At 72.5% G+C, this 19,920-nt stretch carries 16 protein-coding genes; 9 read left to right on the top strand and 7 right to left on the bottom strand.

Going from position 1 to position 19,920, the window contains the following annotated elements:
* Positions 1-62: 62 nt before the first annotated feature.
* The 6 genes from VF612_RS04645 to VF612_RS04670 are packed head-to-tail and all read left to right on the top strand — an operon-like array spanning position 63 to position 12,142.
* On the top strand, positions 63-5,147 hold the full coding sequence (locus tag VF612_RS04645) for an amino acid adenylation domain-containing protein (protein ID WP_408658680.1): 5,085 nt from the start codon (positions 63-65) through the stop codon (positions 5,145-5,147).
* Positions 5,144-8,155, top strand: a complete 3,012-nt coding sequence (locus VF612_RS04650) for a type I polyketide synthase (RefSeq protein ID WP_408658681.1) — start codon at positions 5,144-5,146, stop codon at positions 8,153-8,155. Before VF612_RS04645 ends, VF612_RS04650 begins: the two co-directional genes overlap by 4 nt.
* Positions 8,145-8,354 (top strand): MbtH family protein, encoded by a 210-nt coding sequence (locus VF612_RS04655; protein ID WP_408658682.1) that lies wholly within the window; start codon positions 8,145-8,147, stop codon positions 8,352-8,354. Before VF612_RS04650 ends, VF612_RS04655 begins: the two co-directional genes overlap by 11 nt.
* Complete coding sequence (locus tag VF612_RS04660) at positions 8,351-9,700, top strand: MFS transporter (RefSeq protein ID WP_408658683.1); 1,350 nt, start codon at positions 8,351-8,353, stop codon at positions 9,698-9,700. The genes VF612_RS04655 and VF612_RS04660 overlap by 4 nt, the downstream gene beginning before the upstream one ends.
* Positions 9,693-10,427 (top strand): thioesterase II family protein, encoded by a 735-nt coding sequence (locus tag VF612_RS04665; RefSeq protein WP_408658684.1) that lies wholly within the window; start codon positions 9,693-9,695, stop codon positions 10,425-10,427. The genes VF612_RS04660 and VF612_RS04665 overlap by 8 nt, the downstream gene beginning before the upstream one ends.
* A complete protein-coding gene (locus tag VF612_RS04670; protein WP_408658685.1) occupies positions 10,424-12,142 on the top strand; it encodes an acyl-CoA dehydrogenase family protein in 1,719 nt (572 codons plus the stop codon). Before VF612_RS04665 ends, VF612_RS04670 begins: the two co-directional genes overlap by 4 nt.
* 46 nt (positions 12,143-12,188) lie before the next feature.
* Here the strand turns inward: VF612_RS04670 and VF612_RS04675 are convergent, their stop codons facing one another.
* The 6 genes from VF612_RS04675 to thiE all read right to left on the bottom strand — a co-directional run bounded on the left by VF612_RS04675 (position 12,189) and on the right by thiE (position 17,279).
* The gene (locus VF612_RS04675) at positions 12,189-12,689 is read right to left on the bottom strand and encodes an Lrp/AsnC family transcriptional regulator (RefSeq protein ID WP_408658686.1); all 501 of its coding nucleotides are present in this window, start codon (positions 12,687-12,689) and stop codon (positions 12,189-12,191) included.
* Positions 12,690-12,707: 18 nt separating this feature from the next.
* Entirely contained in the window at positions 12,708-13,916 is a 1,209-nt protein-coding gene (gene hppD / locus VF612_RS04680; RefSeq protein WP_408658687.1) for a 4-hydroxyphenylpyruvate dioxygenase, read from the bottom strand.
* Between the two features lie 155 nt (positions 13,917-14,071).
* Entirely contained in the window at positions 14,072-14,692 is a 621-nt protein-coding gene (locus VF612_RS04685; protein WP_408658688.1) for a hypothetical protein, read from the bottom strand.
* A complete protein-coding gene (folP, locus tag VF612_RS04690) occupies positions 14,689-15,549 on the bottom strand; it encodes a dihydropteroate synthase (protein ID WP_408658689.1) in 861 nt (286 codons plus the stop codon). Before folP ends, VF612_RS04685 begins: the two co-directional genes overlap by 4 nt.
* Positions 15,549-16,562, bottom strand: a complete 1,014-nt coding sequence (locus VF612_RS04695) for a glucosyl-3-phosphoglycerate synthase (protein WP_408658690.1) — start codon at positions 16,560-16,562, stop codon at positions 15,549-15,551. The genes folP and VF612_RS04695 overlap by 1 nt, the downstream gene beginning before the upstream one ends.
* A 63-nt stretch (positions 16,563-16,625) precedes the next feature.
* A complete protein-coding gene (gene thiE / locus VF612_RS04700) occupies positions 16,626-17,279 on the bottom strand; it encodes a thiamine phosphate synthase (RefSeq protein ID WP_408658691.1) in 654 nt (217 codons plus the stop codon).
* Between the two features lie 68 nt (positions 17,280-17,347).
* Here thiE and VF612_RS04705 point away from each other — a divergent pair, with 68 nt between their 5' ends.
* From VF612_RS04705 to thiS, 3 genes are read left to right on the top strand one after another with little or no spacing between them, the layout of a single operon-like run.
* The gene (locus tag VF612_RS04705; RefSeq protein WP_408658692.1) at positions 17,348-18,274 is read left to right on the top strand and encodes an EamA family transporter; all 927 of its coding nucleotides are present in this window, start codon (positions 17,348-17,350) and stop codon (positions 18,272-18,274) included.
* Between the two features lie 42 nt (positions 18,275-18,316).
* Positions 18,317-19,495, top strand: coding sequence for a glycine oxidase ThiO (gene thiO, locus VF612_RS04710; protein ID WP_408658693.1), 1,179 nt, complete (start codon positions 18,317-18,319; stop codon positions 19,493-19,495).
* Between the two features lie 9 nt (positions 19,496-19,504).
* Positions 19,505-19,705 (top strand): sulfur carrier protein ThiS, encoded by a 201-nt coding sequence (gene thiS, locus VF612_RS04715; RefSeq protein ID WP_408658694.1) that lies wholly within the window; start codon positions 19,505-19,507, stop codon positions 19,703-19,705.
* A gap of 64 nt (positions 19,706-19,769) precedes the next feature.
* Here the strand turns inward: thiS and VF612_RS04720 are convergent, their stop codons facing one another.
* Positions 19,770-19,907 carry a hypothetical protein gene (locus VF612_RS04720; protein WP_408658695.1) on the bottom strand — a complete coding sequence of 46 codons (138 nt, stop codon included), beginning with the start codon at positions 19,905-19,907 and terminating at the stop codon, positions 19,770-19,772.
* Positions 19,908-19,920: the final 13 nt, after the last annotated feature.

The raw sequence follows: 19,920 nt of genomic DNA on the forward strand, positions 1-19,920 counted from the left end.
CTGATCCGGCAGTCACGCGTCGCCATGCCGCACGTCCTGGTACCCGAAACGAGGGCGCAGTCATGCCACATCCCGATATCTGCGACGTCATCTCCTCCTGGACGGCGGCGGCGCCGGACGCGCCCGCCGTCCTGAGCGACGATCCGTTGACCCGCGCTGAGCTCGAAGACCGCGCTCACCAGGTAGCCGGCCTGCTCCGAGCCGCCGGGGTCGGGCCCGACGACGTCGTGGGAGTGCTGCTGCCCCGCGGATCGGAGCTCATCGCCGCGCTGCTGGGAGTGCTGCGCAGCGGCGCCGCATACCTGCTGCTCGATGTGGCAGGCGCCTCGCCGGGACGGCTGGCCGGCCTGGCCGAGACGGCACGAGCCCGGTGGGTGCTCACCGACGCCGCCCGGCGCCCGATCGCCGAGGCGATAGCCGGCGCGACGGTGCTGGAGGTGGGGCTCCACCAGCGGGGCCCGGCCGGGCAGCCGTCCCCCGAGCCGGCCGCGCCGAGCCCGTCCCACCCCGAAGACTTGGCCTACGTGGTTTTCACCTCCGGATCCACCGGAGTGCCCAAGCCGGTGGCTGTGCCGCGCCGCGCGCTGTTCCACCATGCCGCAGCGCTCGCCCGGTGTTACGGGTTGACCGAGCGCGACCGGGTGCTGCAGTTCGCCAATCCCGCCTTCGACGTGTTCGCCGAGGAGGTCTTCCCGACGCTGGCGGCTGGCGCCGCCGTGGTGGTGCTGCCCGATTCGCTGCCTACCCCGGCCGAGTTGGAACGGCAGCTGAGGCAGTCGCAGGTGAGCGTGGTGAACCTGCCGACGTCCTACTGGACCCAGTGGACCCGCGACCTCGACGCGCGGCCTCGGCAGTTGCCGCCCTCGCTGCGGCTGGTGGTGATCGGCAGCGAAGCAGGCTACGCAGCCACCCTGGCACGCTGGCAGGCGCACAGCGCGACACCGGTGATCAACGCCTACGGGCTCAGCGAGACGACGGTGACCGCCACCACCGCTCGTTTCGACCCGACGACCGGCGCGGTGGCCGACCCGCTGCCGATCGGGCACCCGATCGACGGCGTCGTCGTCTGTGTTCTCGACGACCGGATGCGGCCGCTGGCTGCCGGCGAGCCGGGGGAGCTGTACATCGGCGGCGCCCTGCTGGCCCGCGGCTACCTGGGGCGTGCGGACCAGACCGCCGAGCGGTTCGTACCCGACCCGGCTCACCCCGGCGCACGGCTCTACCGCACCGGCGATCTGGTCCGCCAGCTGCCCGACGGACTGCGGTTCCTGGGCCGGGATGATGGCCAGCTCAAGATCCGGGGCCACCGCGTAGAGCCGCTGGAGGTGGTGGCGGCGCTCACCAGGCATCTCGACGTGTTGCAGGCCCACGTCGAGGGGGTCACCGGCGGCGATGCCGGGGACAGCCGGCTGGTGGCCTACCTGGTGCCCCGCGACGACCGCCGCGTGCCTACCGCCGCATCGATCAGCAGGCACGCGCGCGCGCACCTGCCGGCCTACATGGTCCCGTCGGCCTTCGCCATCCTCGACGCCCTGCCCTGCCTGCCCAACGGCAAGGTCAATCGAGCAGCGCTGCCGACGGTGCAGGCCACCCGTCGCAGCGACGACGCGTGCTACCTCGAACCTCGCACCGATCTGGAACGGCGGCTGGCCGCCATCTGGCGCGACATCCTCGGCCTGGACCGGGTCGGGATGACCGAAGACCTGTTCTCCCTCGGCGGCCATTCGCTGACCGCCACCCGCATCGCCGCCCGCATCCAGGCCGAGGAGGAGGTGGCGGTCTCACCGGTGGAGGTGCTCTCGACGCCCACCATCGAGCAGCTGGCCGCACTGGTCACCAGGCGCGGGGAGGAGACCCGGGCGCCCCTGCCGCCGGTGCTGCCCGGCGCCCGCCACCGGGCGCCGCTGTCGCGCCAGCAGGAACAGGTCTGGCTGCACACCTCGCTCGCCCCCGGCAGCATCGCCTACCACACCCAGACCACGATCCGGGTCGTCGGACCGCTGGACCTGGAGATCTTCGACCGGGCCATCTCCGAACTCGCCCGCCGACACGCGATCCTGCGCACCACCTACGTCCAGCAGGACGGCGGCCTGTGGCAGCTGATCCAGGAATCGGCGCCAGCGCACGCCACCCGGGTCGACCTGCGAGACGTGCCGGTTGCCGATCGCGTCGCGGCGGCCGAAGACCTGATCCAGCAGGAGCTGCACCGTCAGTTCGACCTGGGCAGCCTGCCGCTGCTGCGCTGGACGGCGATCAGGCTCGCCGAGGACGAGCACGAGCTGGTGCTTGTCGAGCACCACATGGTCCACGACGGCTGGTCCTTCGCGCTGCTGATGCGTGAACTCAAGGCGCTGTACAACGCCTATGCGCGCTCCGAGCCCTCGCCGCTGGCCGAGACCTCGGTGCAGTATCACGACTACGCCACCTGGCAACTGGAGCAGCTGGCGCGGATGGGCCCGGACCCTGCCGAGCCGGCCGTCGCCGAGCTCGCCGCCCCGGTTTTCGCTACCCAGCTGGCCTACTGGCGCAAGCAGCTGGAGGGCATGCCGGCGCCACTCACGCTGCACCCGGACCGGCCCCGCCCGCACGTGCAGACCTATCGGGGCCAGACGCTGCGCATCGAGCTGCCTCCCCAGCTGCCGGCCGCGCTGCGCGCGTTCTGCCAGGCCCAGCGGCTCACCCTGTTCAGCACGATGTACGCGGCCTTCGCCGCGCTGCTGCATCGCTACACCGGCGAGCAGGACGTATGCATCGGCTCGGCGTACGCCAATCGGCAGATCCCCGGAACCCAGGACGTCGTCGGCATGTTCGTCAACGCCGTGGTGCAACGCTGCGAGGTGAGCCCTGACCTGGCCTTCGGCGACCTCGCCCGGCGCGCGCAGGAGGTGGTGTTCGAGGCCGCGCAGCACCAGGAGCTGCCGTTCGTCGAGCTGGTCAGGGCCCTGAACCCGCAACGTGATGCCGCCGTCCAACCGATGGCGCCCATCCTGTTCAGCGTCAACGACTCCCCACTGCCCGAACTCGACCTGGCCGGCGCCACCGGCACCATCTTCGAACGCGGCAACGGCTCGGCCAAGACCGAGCTGGACGTGGTGGTCATTCCCCGGGCCGAGAGCCAGACGGCGGACGCCGGGCAGGTGGATGACCGCATCCTGCTGCTCTGGGAGTACAACGCCGACCTCTTCGACGAGCGCACCATGCGGGAGATGGCTGCCCGCTACCTCCGGCTACTCGAGTCCGTGGTGACCGCACCCACCACCACGGTCGGCGATCTCCCGCTGCTCAGCGCGGCGGACCGCCAGCGCGAGAGCCAGCCGGCCCGCCCGGCGCGCCCGTTCCGCGCCGTCACCCGTGCCGTGTTGGACCGGGCCGCGGCGGCCCCCGATGCGCTCGCCGTGTCCAGCTCCGCCGAGCAGTTGCGCTACGGCGAGCTGGTGCGCCGCGCGTCCCGGCTAGCCACCCGGCTGCGCCGGAGCGGGGTGCGCGGCGGCGACGTGGTGGCTCTGCTCCTGCCGCGCGGCCCGGGCCTGGTGGTGGCCGAACTGGCGGTGCTGCTCGCGGGCGCGGCGTTCCTGCCGCTGGACCGGAGCACGCCCGCCGAGCGGATCGCACTCTGCTGCGCCGAGGCCGGAGTGCGCTGGGCGCTGACCGACGGGCAGTGGGCCGGCGAGCTGCCGGCGACGGTGGCGACGATGGCCGTGCCCCACGCCGGCGAACCGGACGGTGCCGCGGCCGACCTGATGGCGGAGCTGCCTGCAGTCGCGCCGAGCGATACGGCGTACGTGATCTACACGTCCGGCTCGTCAGGCGTGCCCAAGGGGGTGGCGATCCCGCACGCGGCGCTGGCCAACCTGGTCAGCTGGTACACCGACGTGCTCGACCTGTCCGCCTCCGACCGTACGACGCTGTTCGCCTCGCCGGCCTTTGACGTCTCCATCGGCGAGATCTGGCCGACGCTCGCGGCCGGCGCGAGCCTGCACGTGCCCGAGGACGAGGTCCGGCTGGTGCCCACCCGGGTGCGCGACTGGCTCGCCGAGCACCGCATCACGGTGGTCGACCTGCCCACCACGTTGGTGGAATCCTTGCTGGCGCTGGCCGAGCCGCCCGGCGCGCTGCGACTGCTGCTCACCGGTGGGGACCGGCTGACCGCCAGCAGCCGGCCGGACACGCCGTACACGGTGATCAACGCCTACGGCCCGACCGAGGCCACCGTGACCTCCACCTGGGCCGAGGTCGGCAGCGGGCCGGAGCTGCCGGGAATCGGTCGGCCCCTGCCCGGCCTCAGCGCGCACGTGCTCGACGACGGGATGCGGCCGGCGCCCACCGGGATCCCCGGCGAGCTGTATCTCGGTGGCATCGGGCTTGCCCTGGGCTACCTCAACCGCGCGGACCTGACCGCCGAGCGTTTCGTGCCCGATCCGTTCAGCGAGGGACAGCGGCTCTACCGCACCGGTGACCTGGTCCGCCGCGCCGATGACGGCTCACTGGACTTCCTCGGGCGCACCGACTCGCAGATCAAGCTCCGCGGCCATCGCATCGAGCCGGGCGAGGTCGTCGCGGCCCTGCGCCGGCTGCCCGGCATCGAGCAGGCGCACGTGGCGGCGGTCGGGATGGCGTCAGGGACGCCGCAACTGGTCGCCTACCTGGTTCGGGCGCCGGAGCCGGCCCCGCCCACCCCTGCCGACCTGCGTCAGCAGCTGGGAACGATCTTGCCCGCCTACATGGTGCCGTCGTCCTACGTGTGGCTCGATGAGCTGCCGATGACGCGCAGCGGCAAGATCGACGTCCGCCGGCTGCCGCAACCCCGCCCTGACGCCGAACCACGCAGCAGGCCGGCGATCGGCGCCACCGAGGGCAAGCTTGCAGAGATCTGGCGTGACATCCTGGCGCTCGACCGGGTCGGCGCGGAGGACAACTTCTTCGACCTCGGCGGCCACTCGCTGCTGCTCGGACGGATACACCAGCGGATCACCACCGAGCTGAGCCCCGACCTGCCGCTGATAGCGCTGTTCCAGTACCCCACCATCGGCGCGTTGGCGCGATACCTGGACGGGACACCGGCCGGCGAACCGGCCGCCGCAGGATCCGTTCCGGCTGCCCGCTCCGATGGCCGGGGCCGCCTCCGCCGGCAACGAGCCCGCCGATGAGGACCGAGCCGCTGGACAGCCAGCCGCTGGATACCGAGCAGCGGGACACCGAGGCCCAGCTGGCGGTGATCGGCATGGCGGTGCGGCTGCCCGGCGCCCGCACCCTGGCCGAGTACTGGCGCAACCTCGCCGGCGGCATCGAGTCCATCGTCGAGCTGCCGGCCCCCGAGGGCGCCCGGCACCGCCCGGCCTGTGGCGTGCTGGAGGACCCCGACTGCTTCGACGCGGAGTTCTTCGGCTACGCGCCCCGCGAGGCGCTCATCATCGATCCGCAGCACCGGCTCTTTCTCGAATGCGCGTGGGAGGCGCTGGAGCACGCGGGCTACGACCCGGCGCGGTATCCCGGCCCCATTGGGGTCTACGCCGGCAGCAGCCAGACCGGGTACTCGGGGTTGCTGCATGCCCGCCGGGACAGCCAGCTGCTCGCCGACGTCGCCGAATTCGAGCTGCGACTGGGCTGCGGGCTGGACTTCCTCACCACCCGGGCCTCGTACAAGCTCGGGCTGCGCGGACCGGCGGTCACCGTCCAGACCGCGTGCTCGACGTCGCTGGTGGCCATCCACCTGGCCGGGCAGGCACTGCTCGCGGGGGAATGCGACATGGCCCTGGCCGGCGGCGCGACGGTGCACGTGCCGACCTACCCCGGCGAGTACTCCGAGACGGGCATCCTGTCCGCCGACGGGCACTGCCGGGCATTCGACGCGGCAGCAGGCGGAACCGTCGGCGGGGACGGCGCGGGCATCGTGGTGCTCAAGCGCCTCGCCGACGCGCTCGAGGACGGCGACACGGTGCACGCCGTGGTCCTCGGCTCGGCGATCAACAATGACGGCGCCGACAAGATCGGGTACACCGCGCCCAGCGTGTCCGGGCAGGCCGAGGCGGTGCACGCCGCGTTGCGGCTGGCCGGGATCACCTCGGACTCGGTGAGCTACATCGAGACCCACGGCACCGGCACCCCACTCGGGGATCCGATCGAGATTGCCGCGCTGGCCTCGGCATTCCGGGCCGTGCCCGGGAGCTCGGCGCCGCGGCACGGCGCCTGCTGGATCGGCTCGGTCAAGACCAACATCGGCCACACCGACGCCGCGGCGGGCGTCGCAGGGTTCATCAAGACCGTGCTGGCGCTGCGCCACCGGCAGATCCCGCCCAGCCTGCACTTCCAGACGCCCAACCCGGCCATCGACTTCGCCGCCACCCCGTTCGAGGTCAACACCCGGCTGCGGGACTGGACGGCGCCGGGCCCGCTGCGGGCCGGTGTGAATTCCCTGGGCATCGGCGGCACCAACGCGCACGTCGTCCTGGAGGAGGCGCCCGGCGGCGGCCGGCCCACGCAGCTGAGCAGGTCCTGGCGGGTGGCGCCGTTCTCCGGTCGTACCCGGCAGGCCCTGGCCACCGTAGCGGCCGCCCTGACCAGCGAACTGACCACCGAGCCAGCCCCTGAGCTGGCCGACCTGGCGTGGACGCTGCAGACCGGTCGCCGTCCCCTTGCCTACCGCGGCTTCGCGGTGGCGCAGGACATCCCCGGGTTGGCCGCCGCCCTGGCCTCGGCTGACCTGGGCGCCGGGCCGGCCAGCACCGGCCGGCAACCGCTGGCGTTCCTCTTCCCCGGCCAGGGCGGGCAGTACGTCGGCATGACCGCGCAGCTGGCAGCAGCAGAACCCGCCCTGCGCCAGGCGGTGGCCGACTGCGCCCGGCTGTTCCAGCCGGCGCTGGGCAGGGACCTGCGCGAGGTGCTCTACGCCAGCTCGGGCGATCCGGTGGCCACCGGCCAGTTGCAGGCGATGCCGATGGCACAGGCCTGCGTGTTCACCGCCGAGTACGCCCTGGCCACGCTCTGGCAACGCTGGGGCGTGGCGCCGGACGCGGTGGCCGGCCACAGCCTGGGCGCCTATGCGGCCGGCTGCATCGCCGGGGTCTTCGAGCTGCCCGACGCGGTGGCGCTGGTCGCCGATCGGGCCAGGCTGCTCGACGCCCTGCCGCCGGGGGCGATGATCGCGGTATCGCTTCCGGAGGCGGAGCTGCGAACCCTGCTGGAGCCGGGGCTGAGCATCGCGGCGGTGAACGGTCCTGACCAGTGCGTCGTATCCGGCCCCCGCGACGACGTGACGCGGTTCGCGGCCGACCTGGCAGGGCGAGGCCTTGAGGTCCGGCTGCTGCACATCACCGCCGCCGCCCACTCCAGCCTGGTCGAGCCCGTCGTCAGGAACTTCCATGACACCGTCGCAACGCTGCGGCTGAACCCGCCGTCGCTGCCGATGCTCTCCGACCACACCGGCCGCTGGCTGACCGCCGAGCAGGCCTGCGATCCTGCGTACTGGGCCGCTCACCTACGGGCCACCGTCCGGTTCGGCGACGTGCTGGCCGAGTTGGTCGGTGATGCCGACCGGCACGCGCTGATCGAGGTCGGGCCCGGCCGGACGCTCACCTCGCTGGCGCGCCGGCATCCTGCGCACCGGGCCGGTGACCTGCTGCTGACCAGCCTGCCGCACGCCGTCGAGGACGAGCCCGAAGCCGCCCACCTGCTCCGGGCCGCCGGCCAGCTCTGGCAGGCCGGCCGCGAGCTGGACTGGGCCGGGCTGAACGAGGGTGAGCGGCACCGCCGGGTGCCGCTGCCCACCGCCGCCTTCCAGCGCCTGCGGTTCCGGATCGATCCCGATCCGGCAGTGCCGGTCACCATCGAGCCGGCGGTGCGTCCGGACACCGATGTCGAAGCCGACGCCGACGGCTACGTCGAGCCGCGCGGCGCCGTCCAGCAGGCCGTCGCCGCGGCTTTCGAGCGCGTCCTCGGCACTGCCCGGGTCGGCGCACAGGACAGCTTCCTGGACCTGGGCGGCGACTCGCTGATCGCCGCCCGGCTGACCGCCTGGATCCGGCATGAGTACGGCATGCCAGTGACAGTCCGGGAGATCTTCACCACCCACACCGTCGAGACCCTGGCCAGCCGGATCGAGGCCTTCGAGCCGGCCGAAACACCAGACCGCCCGCAGGAGGTTGAGCATGTTCGATGACGAGGACCAGCGCAGGTATGCCGTGGTGCGCAACGACGAGGAGCAGTATTCGATCTGGCCCGAGACACTCGACATCCCCCGCGGCTGGATCGCCACCGGCGTCGCGGGGACCAAGAGCGAGTGCCTGGCCCACATCGCCGAGGTATGGACCGACCTGCGTCCGGCAAGTGCCCGCCGCGCCGCGGAACCGGTCCGATGACCGCCACCGCTGACGCCGGCCGCCCGGCCGGTCTCTGGCGGCACGGCAACTTCCTCAAGCTCTGGACGGCGCAAACCATCAGCCTGGTCGGCACCCAGATCACCGCGCTCGCCCTGCCGCTGACCGCGATCCTGAAGCTGGACGCCTCGCCGCTGCAGATCGGGCTGATCGGCACCATGCAGTTCCTGCCGTTCCTGCTCGTCACGCTGCCCGCCGGGGCGATCATCGACCGGCTGCCCCAGCTGCCGGTGATGGTCAGCACCGACGTGGCCCGGGCTGCCCTGCTGATGGCGGTGCCGGTGGCCGCCTGGCTCGACTACCTGAGCCTGGCGCTGCTCTACCCGGTGGCCTTCACGGTCGGCGTGCTCAGCGTGTTCAACGAGGTCACCCAGCAGTCCTACCTGCCGGCGATCATCGAGCCGGATCAGCTGGTCGAGGGCAACACCAAGCTGCAGCTGTCCTACTCCGGCGCGCTATTCGCCGGGCCCGGCATCGGCGGGGTGCTCGTGCAGGTACTGACCGCTCCGATCGCGATCCTGGTCGATGCCTTCAGCTACCTCGGCTCGGCCGTGCTGCTGTTGCTGATCCGGCGCGAGGACGGGCAACCGGCACCTGAGGCCCCACCTGGGCGGACCGATCTGCGCGGGCTGGGCCGCGACATCATGGAAGGGATTCGATTCGTCTGGCGACATCGGTTGATCCGGCCGCTGGCGCTTGCCACCGGCACCGCGAACTTCTTCTACCTGTTCGGCATGACCGGCGCGATCCTTGCCCTGTACGCGATCCGGGTGCTGCATCTGTCACCCGCGCTGCTGGGCGCAGTGCTGGCGGTGGGCAACCTCGGGGCGATCCTCGGTTCGCTGGTCGCCGACCGGGTGCTGCAACGCTGGCGGTTCGGACGGGTGATGATCCTCGGCTCGATGATCTCCGCAGTGGCGATCGTGATGATGGCGCTGGCCAATCCCAGCACCGCGCTGGTGATGCTGGCCGTCGGCGTGCTGATCGGCGAGTTCGGTGCGTGCATCTACGACATCGCCCAGATCAGCCTGCGGCAGGCGGCGACCCCGGCGCCCCTGCTCGGCCGGATGAACGCCACGGTGCGATTCTTGAACTGGGGACCGATCCCGCTGGGCGCCTTCGTCGGGGGCCTGCTCGGGGAGACCATCGGGCTTCGCCCGACCCTCTGGGTGGCTGCGGTCGGCAGTCTGTTGCCGGCCATCCCGCTGATACTGTCCCGGATCCGCAGCATGCACGACCTGCCGAGCGGGCCCGAGCACAGCCTGGAGACCCTGACCCCCACGGAGTCGGCCACCGGTCCGGCCATTCGGGTGCAGCCCGGTGAATGACTGGCTGGTTCGCCGGTCCCGTCGTCCGGACGCCTCACACCGGATCTACTGCTTCCCGTTCGCCGGCGGCTCGCCGGGGGCGTACCTGCAGTGGGAGCAGCGGCTGCCGGAGCTCGAGGTCTGGGGGGTGCTGCCACCCGGCCGCGGCAGGCGCTTCGAGGAAACGCCCTTCACCCGGGTGCCCGAGTACGTGGCGGCCCTGTTGCGCGACATCGCCTTCACACCGCCCTACCTGTTGTTCGGCCACAGCCTCGGCGGCCTGCTGGCCTTCGAGACCGCACGGGCGCTGGAGGCTGCCGGCCGCCCCGGACCGCAGGCGGTCATCGTCTCGGCACACCGGCCGCCCCACCGGCCGCCCGAGGACCCGCCCATCACCGGGCTGTCCGAGGACGAGTTCCGGGCCGAGATCACCCGGCGGTATCCCCCGCTGCCGGCGGAGCTGGCCGAGGATCCCGAGCTGGTAGCGCTGTCCTACCGCATGCTGCGCAGCGACCTGGAGCTCGTCGAATCCTACCGGTACCAGCCTGGCAGGCCGCTGAGTTGCCCGCTTGCCGTGGTCAGCGGGCTGGAGGACTACTGGAGCGAGCAGGACCTGCTCGGCTGGCGCCGGCAGACCTCGTCCCGGTTCCAGGTCACGATGGTCCCGGGAGATCACCACTACCTGCTGGAGCGACCCGATGAGGTGCTCGAGATCATCGCCGACCTCACCTGCGGAGTTCTGCTGTGACGTCGGAATCGCTACCCGGCAGCCTGGTGGTCGAGCTGGCAGCCGGGCGGCTGCCCTGGCGCCTGATGAGCGCCTTTCCGAGGGAGGCGCCGCAGGACCGGGCGAGGACCGACGAGGCGGTCACGAGGCTCCACGCGCTGCTGGAGTCCTGCCTGAACGCCGAGCAGGCCGAGCAGCAGCGCAAGCTGCCGCCGCGCTTATTCCTGGCCCTGCACCAGGGCGGGTTCCTGCGCTGCCAGGTGGATCCGGCCGACGGCGGTCTCGGGTTGTCGGACTACGGCACCTTCCGGGTTCTCGCCGCCGCCGCGGAGCACTCCACCGCCGCCGGCTTCGCCCTGGCCGTCCACAACGGGATCGGGCTGCCCGCGCTGCTGCCCACCACCGGGCCGGGCGAGCTGCGCGAGCTGATCCTGCGCCGGCTGGCCGACGGCGCCGTCTCCGGCTGGGCGGACACCGAACCGGGCGGAGCCGCCAACCTCCTGCCGGCCACGCTGGCTGAGCCTGGCGCCGACGGCAGCTACCGGCTGACCGGCGAGAAGGTGTTCATCGGCAACGGGCCGATCGCCGACGAGCTGATCGTGTCCGCGGTCGTCCCGGGGCGGGCAGGGACGTCGGACTCCCCTGACGCGTGCCTCTTCCTGGTCGACACCCACAGCGAAGGCTTCAGGGTGCGCAGCACCCAGGAGGTGATCGGGCTCAAGGCCCTGCCGCTGGGAGCGCTGAACCTGGACGGGGTGGAGGTGCCGGCGGTGCGGGTCCTGGACGGTCCCGGCGTGCACTGGCGTGACAGCGCGCTGCTCGACGCGGTGAGCTCCCGCGGCCGCATCTACCTGGTGGCCGGCGCGGCGCTGGCGATCGCGCGCCGGTGCCTCGCGATCCAGCGCGATTTCGCCTGCCGCCGCACGATCGACGGCCGGCCGCTGAACGCGTACCCGGCCGTCCAGCAGCTGATCGGCGGCAGTCTCGCCGACTTCTTCGCCCTGGACACCGTGACCCGCTGGTGCCTGCTCGGCGACGATGCGCTGATCGGCCGGCATCGGGACCGGGTCGCGGCCAAGAACCTCACCACCAGAGCCTGCTGGCGGATCGTGGACGCGACCCTCTCACTGCTGGCCGCCGAGGGAGTGGAGACCGCGGCCAGCAAGCAGCAGCGGAAGGCAGCTACCCTGCCGGCCGAGCAGCTGTTCCGGGATGCCCGGGTGTTGCTGGTCGCCGGCGGGGTGGACTTCGCCGTGGATCTGTGGGCCGGCGAGGCGCTGGTCACCGGCCTGGGTGACGCAGCGGAGGCTGCCGGCAAGGCGCCGGAGGCGCCGCTGCATGACCCGCGGTTGACCGGCGCCAATGCCCGGCGCCTCGCTGACCTGGGCACCCAGGCACACCGGCTCTCCCACGCACTCGGCGACCTGGCACGCCGCTACCCCGACCGTCGGGAGCTCCTCGACCAGCAGGCGGCGCTGATCGCGGCCGGGCGGATCGCCGGTGAGCTGCTCGCCATGACGCTCACCCTGGCGCGGTGCGCCGATGCCCCGGCCGAGTTCGCCGAACAGCAGCAACGACTGGCCGCCGGCTACTGCCGCGCTGCCGGCCGGCGGGTGGAGTCAGCCTGGCTGGACCTGGAGCCCCTCGACAGCGGCGGCGTGGCCAGCGGCGACGATCATCGCTGGCTCGGATCCTGGTGGACCAGGACGCCGACGGCGTCGTGGGAGTTCTGCTGACCCGCCGGCGCGAGCGGCAGCCGGCCTAGCGGTCGCCGGGTTGAAGTCAGCGGCTGCCGGTGCGGCTGGCCGGCGGCACGTCGGCGGCTTCGAGCAGCTCGACGGGCCGGTGCTGCACCAGCCTGGTCAGCGCGATCACCGACGTCGAGCGGGCCACCCCCGGAATCTGGGAGACCTCCAGCAGCACCCGTTGCAGATCCTCGTGCGAGCTGGCGGCCAACCGGCAGTGCACGTCACCGGGCCCGGTGGTGGCGAAGGCCTCGACCACCGACGGGATCGCCGCCATCGCCGCGGTCACCTCCTCCAGCCGGCCCTGGGCGATCTCCAGCGTCGCGAAGGCGAGCACCGGGTAGCCGGCCGCGGCGAGGTCGACGTCCGGGCCGTAGCCGGAGACCACCCCGTCGCGTTCCAGGCGGTCCAGGCGGGCCTGGATGGTGGCCCGGGACACCTGCAACAGCCGCGACAGCTCCAGATAGCCGGCCCGCGGGGTGTCTCGCAGCGCGGCCAGGATCGCCACGTCGAGCGAGTCGAGCTCCCGCCTGCTCACAGCACCCCCCAGCGCGGCCTACAGGTTGCCGCGGTTGTCCTGCTCCCGCTCGATCGCCTCGAACAGCGCCTTGAAGTTGCCCTTGCCGAAGCCCAGCGAGCCATGCCGCTCGATCAGCTCGAAGAACACCGTCGGACGGTCGCCGACCGGCTTGGTGAAGATCTGCAGCAGGTAGCCGTCCTCGTCCCGGTCGACCAGGATGCCGCGTGACTGCAGCTCCTCGATCGGCACCCGGACATTGCCGATCCGGGCCCGCAGCTCGGGGTCGGAGTAGTACGAGTCCGGCGTGGACAGGAACTCCACCCCTTCGGCCCGCATCGCATCGACGCTGCGCAGGATGTCGTTGGTGGCCAGCGCCAGATGCTGCACCCCGGGACCCTGGTAGAACTCCAGGAACTCGTCGATCTGGCTCTTCTTCTTCGCGATCGCCGGCTCGTTGAGCGGGAACTTGACCCGGTGGTTGCCGTTGGCCACCACCTTCGACATCAGCGCCGAGTAGTCCGTGGCGATGTCGTCGCCGATGAACTCGGCCATGTTCACGAAGCCCATGACCTTGTTGTAGAAGCCGACCCAGTCATCCATCTTGCCCAGCTCGACGTTGCCCACCACGTGGTCCAGCGCCTGGAACATCCGCTTCGGCGCGCCCTCGCGCTTGACGTAGCCGGAGCGCTGCGGGACGTAGCCGGGCAGGTAGATACCGGTGTAGCCGGAGCGGTCGATCAGGGTGTGCCGGGTGCTGCCGTAGGCCGCGATCGCCGCGGTGCGGATGACGCCGAACTCGTCGGAGACGTCGTGCGGCTCGTCGAGGATGGTGGCGCCCTGGCTGCGGGCCTGGGCGATGCAGCGGTCGACGTCGGGAACCTCCAGGGCGATGTCGATCACCCCGTCGCCGTGCGCGCGGTGGTGGTCCAGCAGCGCGCTGTCCGGGCTGACCCCGCCGGAGATGACGAACCGGCAGGAGCCGCTGCGCAGCACGTAGGACTTGTGGTCGCGGTTGCCGGTCTCCGGGCCGGAGTAGGCGACCAGGTCCATTCCGAAGGCGGACTGGTAGTAGTGCGCGGTCTGGGTGGCGTTGCCGACCACGAACACCACCGCGTCCCAGCCGGTGACCGGGAACGGGTCGGTGCTCTGGTCGTAGGGCACCAGCCCGACCAGTTGCTTGAGCTGCTCGAGGTTGAGATCGGCATCGCGCTCGGCGGGCGTCAGGGCCACATCGGTGGTAGTCAACATCGTCCTCCTGCACTCCATCGGTCAGGCCGGCTCAGGCCACATCTCGCAGGATGCCGCTGTGGCACCGTGCCCAGCAACATGCCTACTCCAAGTTGGCATCGTTGCACATCGTGACAGGCCTACTGCGCATAATACCGCGCAGTTTGCACAGCTCAGCCAGCAGGCACCCAGCTGAACACCGGGTACCAGACGCCGAACGGGTCGTCGCTGTAATGCAGGCGGCACCGGCCGGCGGTGGCAACGGCTCCGGCCAGCACCTGCCAGGCCGCCCGGCCGGCGACCAGCAGCTCGGCGGCCAGCACCGGGTCCAGCTCGGCCAGCCCGTCCAGCCGGCCGGACCCCAGGCACGCCTGGACGCCCGCGTCGAACCCCGCCGCCCGCGGGTCGAGGTAGCCCGGCGCCTTCAGCGACCGGCACGCCGAGCCGTCGGCCATCACCAACAGCCCGGTGGAGTCGTCCTCGGCGGCCAGCCGGCGGCCGGCCTCCAGGCAGTCCGCCGGTGGGCTCTGGGCCGCGACGACCAGGTGCTCGACCGGCAGCCGGCAGCCCGCCTCGGTCAGCAACCGCCGGCCGATCACGATGCTGAGCGCCTTCTCGTCCTCGTCCGGGCCGGCGCCGCCGACCACCACGACCCGGCTCGGCCCGGCGGCCAGCAGCTCGCCGATCGCCGTCAGGCAGGCCGTCCGCAGCTGCTCCACCTCGGCGACCGGACGGCCCGTGATGCCGGGCAGCAGCAGCGGTGGATGAGGGCAGCCGGCCACCGCGGTGATCACGCCAGGCCCCGCACGGCCCGCCGTGGCGGCTGGCTGCCGCGGATGGCGGCCACCATGTCGAGCACCTGCCGGGTCTCGGCGACGTTGTGGGCGCGGAACACCGTGGCGCCCTGCCAGGCGCAGATGGCAGTGGTGGCCAGGGTGCCGAGCAACCGCTGCTCCAGCGGCAGGTCCAGCGCCTCGCCGACGAAGTCCTTGTTCGACAGCGAGACCAGCACCGGCCAGCCGGTCGCCACCATCTCGCCCAGCCGCCGGGTCACCTCCAGCGAGTGCCAGGTGTTCTTGCCGAAGTCGTGCCCCGGATCGATCAGCACCCTCTCGCGCGAGACCCCCAGCTCGACCGCCCGCTCGGCCAGGTCCACCGTCCGGCTCAGCACGTCGGCCAGCACGTCGTCGTAGAAGATCCGGTGCGGCCTGGTCCGAGGCCGGACGCCGCCGGCGTGCGTGCAGACCAGCGCGGCGTCGAACTCGGCGGCCACCTCGGCCAGCCGCGGGTCATAGCCACCCCAGGCGTCGTTGAGCAGGTCCGCGCCGGCCTCGCAGACCGCCCGTCCCACCTCGTGGCGCCAGGTGTCCACCGAGATGATCAGCTCCGGGAACTCCGCGCGCACCCGCGCCACGAAGTCCACCGTGCGCCGGATCTCCTCGGCCGCGTCGACCTCGTCGCCGGGAGCTGCCGTGACCCCGCCGATGTCGACGATCTCAGCGCCGGCGGCGACCACCTCGGCCACCCGCTCCAGGGCCTTGTCGAAGGCATAGGTGGCGCCCCGGTCGTAGAAGGAGTCCGGCGTCCGGTTCACGATCGCCATGATCAGCAGGGCGTTCTGGTCGAAGCGCCGGCCGGCCAGCTCGAGCATCAGGTCATCGTCCGGTTCGTGTAGCGCCCGTTGGTCCGGGCGGCCGGGCGTTCGGCCACCGGCACCGGGCGGCTTCGCCACCCCTGCGGGGCGTGGCGGTCGTACTGCTGCAGGCTCGGCAGCCCCGCCTCCGCCGGCAGCCTGGCAGCGACCGGCGGGCTGGCGGACATGGCGCCCACCGGCAGCCGGCGCATCGCCGTCGCCAGGATCTCGGCGGCCATCACTCCCAGGTCATGGACGTTCCGGTGCCGGTGCCCGCGCCGGCCCAGGTCCACCTGCGCGATCGCCGGCAGGCCGTGCCAGCGCCAGGTGTCGGTGAGGCTGGCGAACTCGACGCCGTAGCCCACCGGGATCGGCAGGGACTCGATCAGCGAGCGACGGACCGCCCACTCGCCGGCCAGCGGCTGGACCACCGCGGCGAGCTCGGGCCAGTAGAGGTTCAGCAGCGGCCTGGCCACCAGCTCGGTGACCCGCCCGCCCTGCGGCAGCGCGGCGGCCGGGTCGGCGGGCAGGTCGTCGGCCAGCCGGTCATAGAAGCCCTTGGTCAGCAGGATGCCCTCATCGGAGGGCTCCTCCGACAGCAACGGCCCCAGCAGGCCGGTCACGAAGTGCGGGCCCCACTCGGTCAGGTCCGCGTCGATGAAGACCAGCAGGTCGCCGCTGGTGACGAACAGCGACTTCCACAACGCCTCGCCCTTGCCGGGGCTCAGCGGCGTGCCGGTGTCGATGTCGCGGGCGGCGAACACGGTGGCGCCGGCGGCCCGGGCTATAGCCGCGGTGTCGTCGGTGGAATCGGAGTCGAGCACGACCAGCTCGTCCACCAGCCCGCTGACCAGCAGCGCCTGGCGGATCTGGGAGACCACCGCCGCGACCGTCGCCGCCTCATTGCGCGCCGGGATCACCACGCTGACGGTCTGGCCTGATCGCTGCTTGGCGCCGATCAGGTCCGCGGCCTGGAACTGCGCCGCGTCGAAGGTGCGCGAGTCGAACCATCGCTGCGCGGCGCCATCCATGTCCGGCCTGCTCCCTCGGTGTTGACGAGCCAGACGCTACACAGCGCCAGCCGCCGGCGCGGTTCAGCCGGCTGCCGCCAGCCGCTCGGCCAGCCGGGCCGCCGTGGCCCCCGGGTCCTCGGCCTCGGTCAGCACCCGTACCACCACGATCCGGCGGGCCCCGGCCTCGAGCACCGGGTCGAGGGTGGTCTCGTCGATGCCGCCGATGCCGAACCACGGCCGGGACGGCTGCTCGGCTGCCAGCGCGGCGACCGGCTCCAGACCGGTGTGCGGTCGTCCCGGCTTGGTCGGCGTCGCCCAGACCGGGCCCAGGCAGAAGTAGTCGACCTCGGCTGCCGTCGCGGCCGCCCGGGCCTGCTCGGTGCTGTGGCTGCTCAGCCCGATCAGCACGTCCGGGCCGACGATCCGGCGGGCGGTGACCGGCGCCAGGTCACGCTGGCCCAGGTGCAGCACGTCCGCCCCGGCGGCGACCGCCAGATCGGCCCGGTCGTTGACCGCCAGCAGGACGGCGTGCCGGCGGCAGGCATCGGCGAAGACCTCCAGCGCCGCCAGCTCGTCGGCTGCTTCGAGGTTCTTCTCACGCAGTTGGACGATGTCGACCCCGTTGGCGAGCACCGCGTCGAGGAACTCGGCCAGATCACCGCGCTCGCGACGGGAGTCGGTGCACAGGTACAGCCGGGCCGTTGCCAGCGAGGGCTTGGTCATTGCCTCATCCAACCATCGCTCCGCTCGCCCCGGCAGGCCCGCGGCCGGGAGGCGCCAGCTGGGGATGCGAGCATGGCAGCGTGCCAGCACGCGGACGGACCGATGCCCTTCCCCCGCAGGTCCTGCTGCTGGTCGGCATCATCTCGGTGCAGTTCGGCGCGGCCTTCGCCAACACGTTGTTCGCCGAGGTGGGCCCGGCCGGCGTGGTGCTGATGCGGCTGGTGTTCGCCTCGCTGGTGCTGCTCGCCCTCACCCGTCCCCGGCTGGCCGGCCGGAGCCGCCGTGACCTGCTGGCGGTGGCCGGCTTCGGCCTGGTGCTGGCATGCATGAACTGGAGCTTCTACGAGTCACTGAACCGGCTGCCGCTCGGGCCGGCCGTGACGGTGGAGTTCATCGGGCCGCTCGCGGTGGCCATCGCCGGTTCCCGCAGGCTGCTCGACCTGCTCTGGGTCGCGCTGGCCGGCGGGGGCGTGGCGCTGCTGGCCCTGGGTGGCTCGCAGGGCGGCTTGAACCCGTTCGGGCTGCTGCTGGCCGCGCTGGCCGGCGCCCTGTGGGCTGCCTACATCCTGCTGTCCCAACGGGTCGGCTCCAGCTCCGCCGGGCTGGACGGCCTGGCGCTGGCCCTGGCGCTCGGCGCGCTGGTGATGGTTCCGGCCGGCGTCGCGCAGGGCGGCTCGGAGCTGCTGCGGCCGGGCGTCCTGCTCGGTGGGCTCGGGGTGGCGGTGCTGTCCACGCTGGTCCCCTACTCGCTGGAGCTGATCGCGCTGCGTCGGTTGGCGGCGGCGGCCTTCGGCCTGTTGATGAGCCTGGAGCCGGCCGTCGCGGCGATGGCCGGTGTGCTGGTGCTGGACCAGCAGCTGATGCTGCGCACCGCCGTCGCGATCGTGATGGTGGTGGTGGCCAGCGCCGGCACCACCATCGACGCCAGCCGGTCGGCGGCCCAGCGGGGCTCGGCCGGTTCGCGGCCGGACAGCCGGCCGGACAGCCAGGCCCCCCTGCTCGGGTAGCGGCTGATCGGCCGGCTGACCCGGCTCGGCTAGCTTGAAAGCATGGCTGCGCAACCGGCGGATGTGCTGCTGGTCGGCGGGGGCGCGATCGGCTTGGCGGCGGCCTACCGGCTCGCCGAACGGGGCGCCCGCGTCCAGGTGGTCGATGCCAGCGGCGGTCGTGGGGCAAGCTGGGCGGCAGCCGGAATGCTCGCTCCGGTCACCGAGGCAGCCTTCGGCGAGGACGAGCTGACCCGGCTGAACCTTGCCGCGGTGCCGGTGTTCCAGCGGCTGGTCGCGCAGTTGCAGGAGCGGACCGGCCACTCGGTGGGTCTGCGGACCGAGGGCACCCTGGCGGTGGCCTTCAACTCCGACGACCGGGCCGCGCTGGACCGGTTGACCGACTTTCGCACCGGCCTGGGCCTGAGCACCCAGCGGTTGAGCGGCGCCGCCACCCGCGCGCTGGAGCCGTACCTGGCCGCCGGCGTCCGGGGCGGGGTGCTGGCAGCCGATGACCTCTCGGTCGACAACCGGCGCTACCTGGACGTGCTGCGCCAGGCCGCGCAGGCCGCCGGGGTCCGCTTCGTCGCGGCGGAGGTCACCGGGCTGCTGCGCGGCGGCAGCCGGGTCAGCGGAGTCCGGACCGCGACCGGCGCCGAACTCACCGCCGGCGCCGTGGTGCTGTGCGGCGGCGCCGCGACCGGGACGCTGGCCGACGTGCCGGTGCACCCGGTGAAGGGGCAGATCCTGCGGCTGGCGGTGCCCGAGCGGCTACGGGCGGCCGGGCCGGTGCTGACCCGCACGGTGCGCGGGATCGTGCGCGGCGGCGAGATCTATCTGGTCCCCCGTCCCGGCGGCGAGGTGGTGGTCGGGGCCACCTCCGAGCAGCAGGGCCATGACACCGGCGTGACCGCGGGCGGGGTCTATGAGCTGCTGCGCAACGCCTATGAGCTGCTGCCGATCAGCTCGGAGTTCGACTTCGTCGAGGCCCGCGCCGGGTCGCGTCCGGGCACCCCGGACAACGGCCCGATCCTCGGCCGGCTCGCCGACGGGCTGGTGCTGGCCACCGGGCACTACCGCAACGGCATTCTGCTGTCTGCGCTGACAGCGGACGCCGTAGTCGCGCTGGTCGCCGGCGAGCCGCCGGCCCCGGTGTGGGCCCCGTTCTCCCCCGGCCGGTTCTCCGCAGATCCACCACGAACCGCTCCCGCCGAACCGGCTGCGGCCGGCCTGATCCGTTAGGAATCCCGCGTGCAGATAACGGTGAACGGGCAGTCGCGGGAAGCGGCCGATGGGCTGAGCCTGGCCGACCTGGTGCGCGAGATCAGCGATCGCGACACCGGCATCGCGGTCGCCGTCAACAGCGAGGTGGTGCCGCGCGGAAGCTGGCCCGGCACTGCCGTCCAGCCGGGTGATCGGGTCGATGTGGTCACCGCCGTGCAGGGCGGCTGATCCGACACCCGCCAGCTGACAGGGCATTCACGAGTCTCGAATCGAGAATGTTGGATGCACGTCCTCAGTCAGCGCTGAGCTGAGGTGGATCGAGCATGCCCTCGTACGGCGAGGACGCCTCGGCCCACCAGCGGCGCGGGATCCGGCCGGCCAGCAGGGCATCGCGCCCGGCCTGGACCGCCAGCCGCATGGCGCGCGCCATCAGCAGCGGGTCG

Origin of the sequence: Jatrophihabitans sp., from assembly GCF_036388195.1 — a bacterium.
Classification (GTDB): Bacteria; Actinomycetota; Actinomycetes; order Mycobacteriales; family Jatrophihabitantaceae; genus Jatrophihabitans_A.

Bases quoted from the DNA above. Each gene is read 5' to 3' on its own strand.
- VF612_RS04645 (WP_408658680.1), top strand. From the start codon at position 63: ATGCCACATCCCGATATCTGCGACGTCATCTCCTCCTGGACGGCGGCG.
- VF612_RS04650 (WP_408658681.1), top strand. From the start codon at position 5,144: ATGAGGACCGAGCCGCTGGACAGCCAGCCGCTGGATACCGAGCAGCGG.
- VF612_RS04655 (WP_408658682.1), top strand. From the start codon at position 8,145: ATGTTCGATGACGAGGACCAGCGCAGGTATGCCGTGGTGCGCAACGAC.
- VF612_RS04660 (WP_408658683.1), top strand. From the start codon at position 8,351: ATGACCGCCACCGCTGACGCCGGCCGCCCGGCCGGTCTCTGGCGGCAC.
- folP (WP_408658689.1), bottom strand. From the start codon at position 15,549: ATGCTCGAGCTGGCCGGCCGGCGCTTCGACCAGAACGCCCTGCTGATC.
- VF612_RS04695 (WP_408658690.1), bottom strand. From the start codon at position 16,562: ATGGATGGCGCCGCGCAGCGATGGTTCGACTCGCGCACCTTCGACGCG.
- thiO (WP_408658693.1), top strand. From the start codon at position 18,317: ATGGCTGCGCAACCGGCGGATGTGCTGCTGGTCGGCGGGGGCGCGATC.
- VF612_RS04720 (WP_408658695.1), bottom strand. From the start codon at position 19,907: ATGGCGCGCGCCATGCGGCTGGCGGTCCAGGCCGGGCGCGATGCCCTG.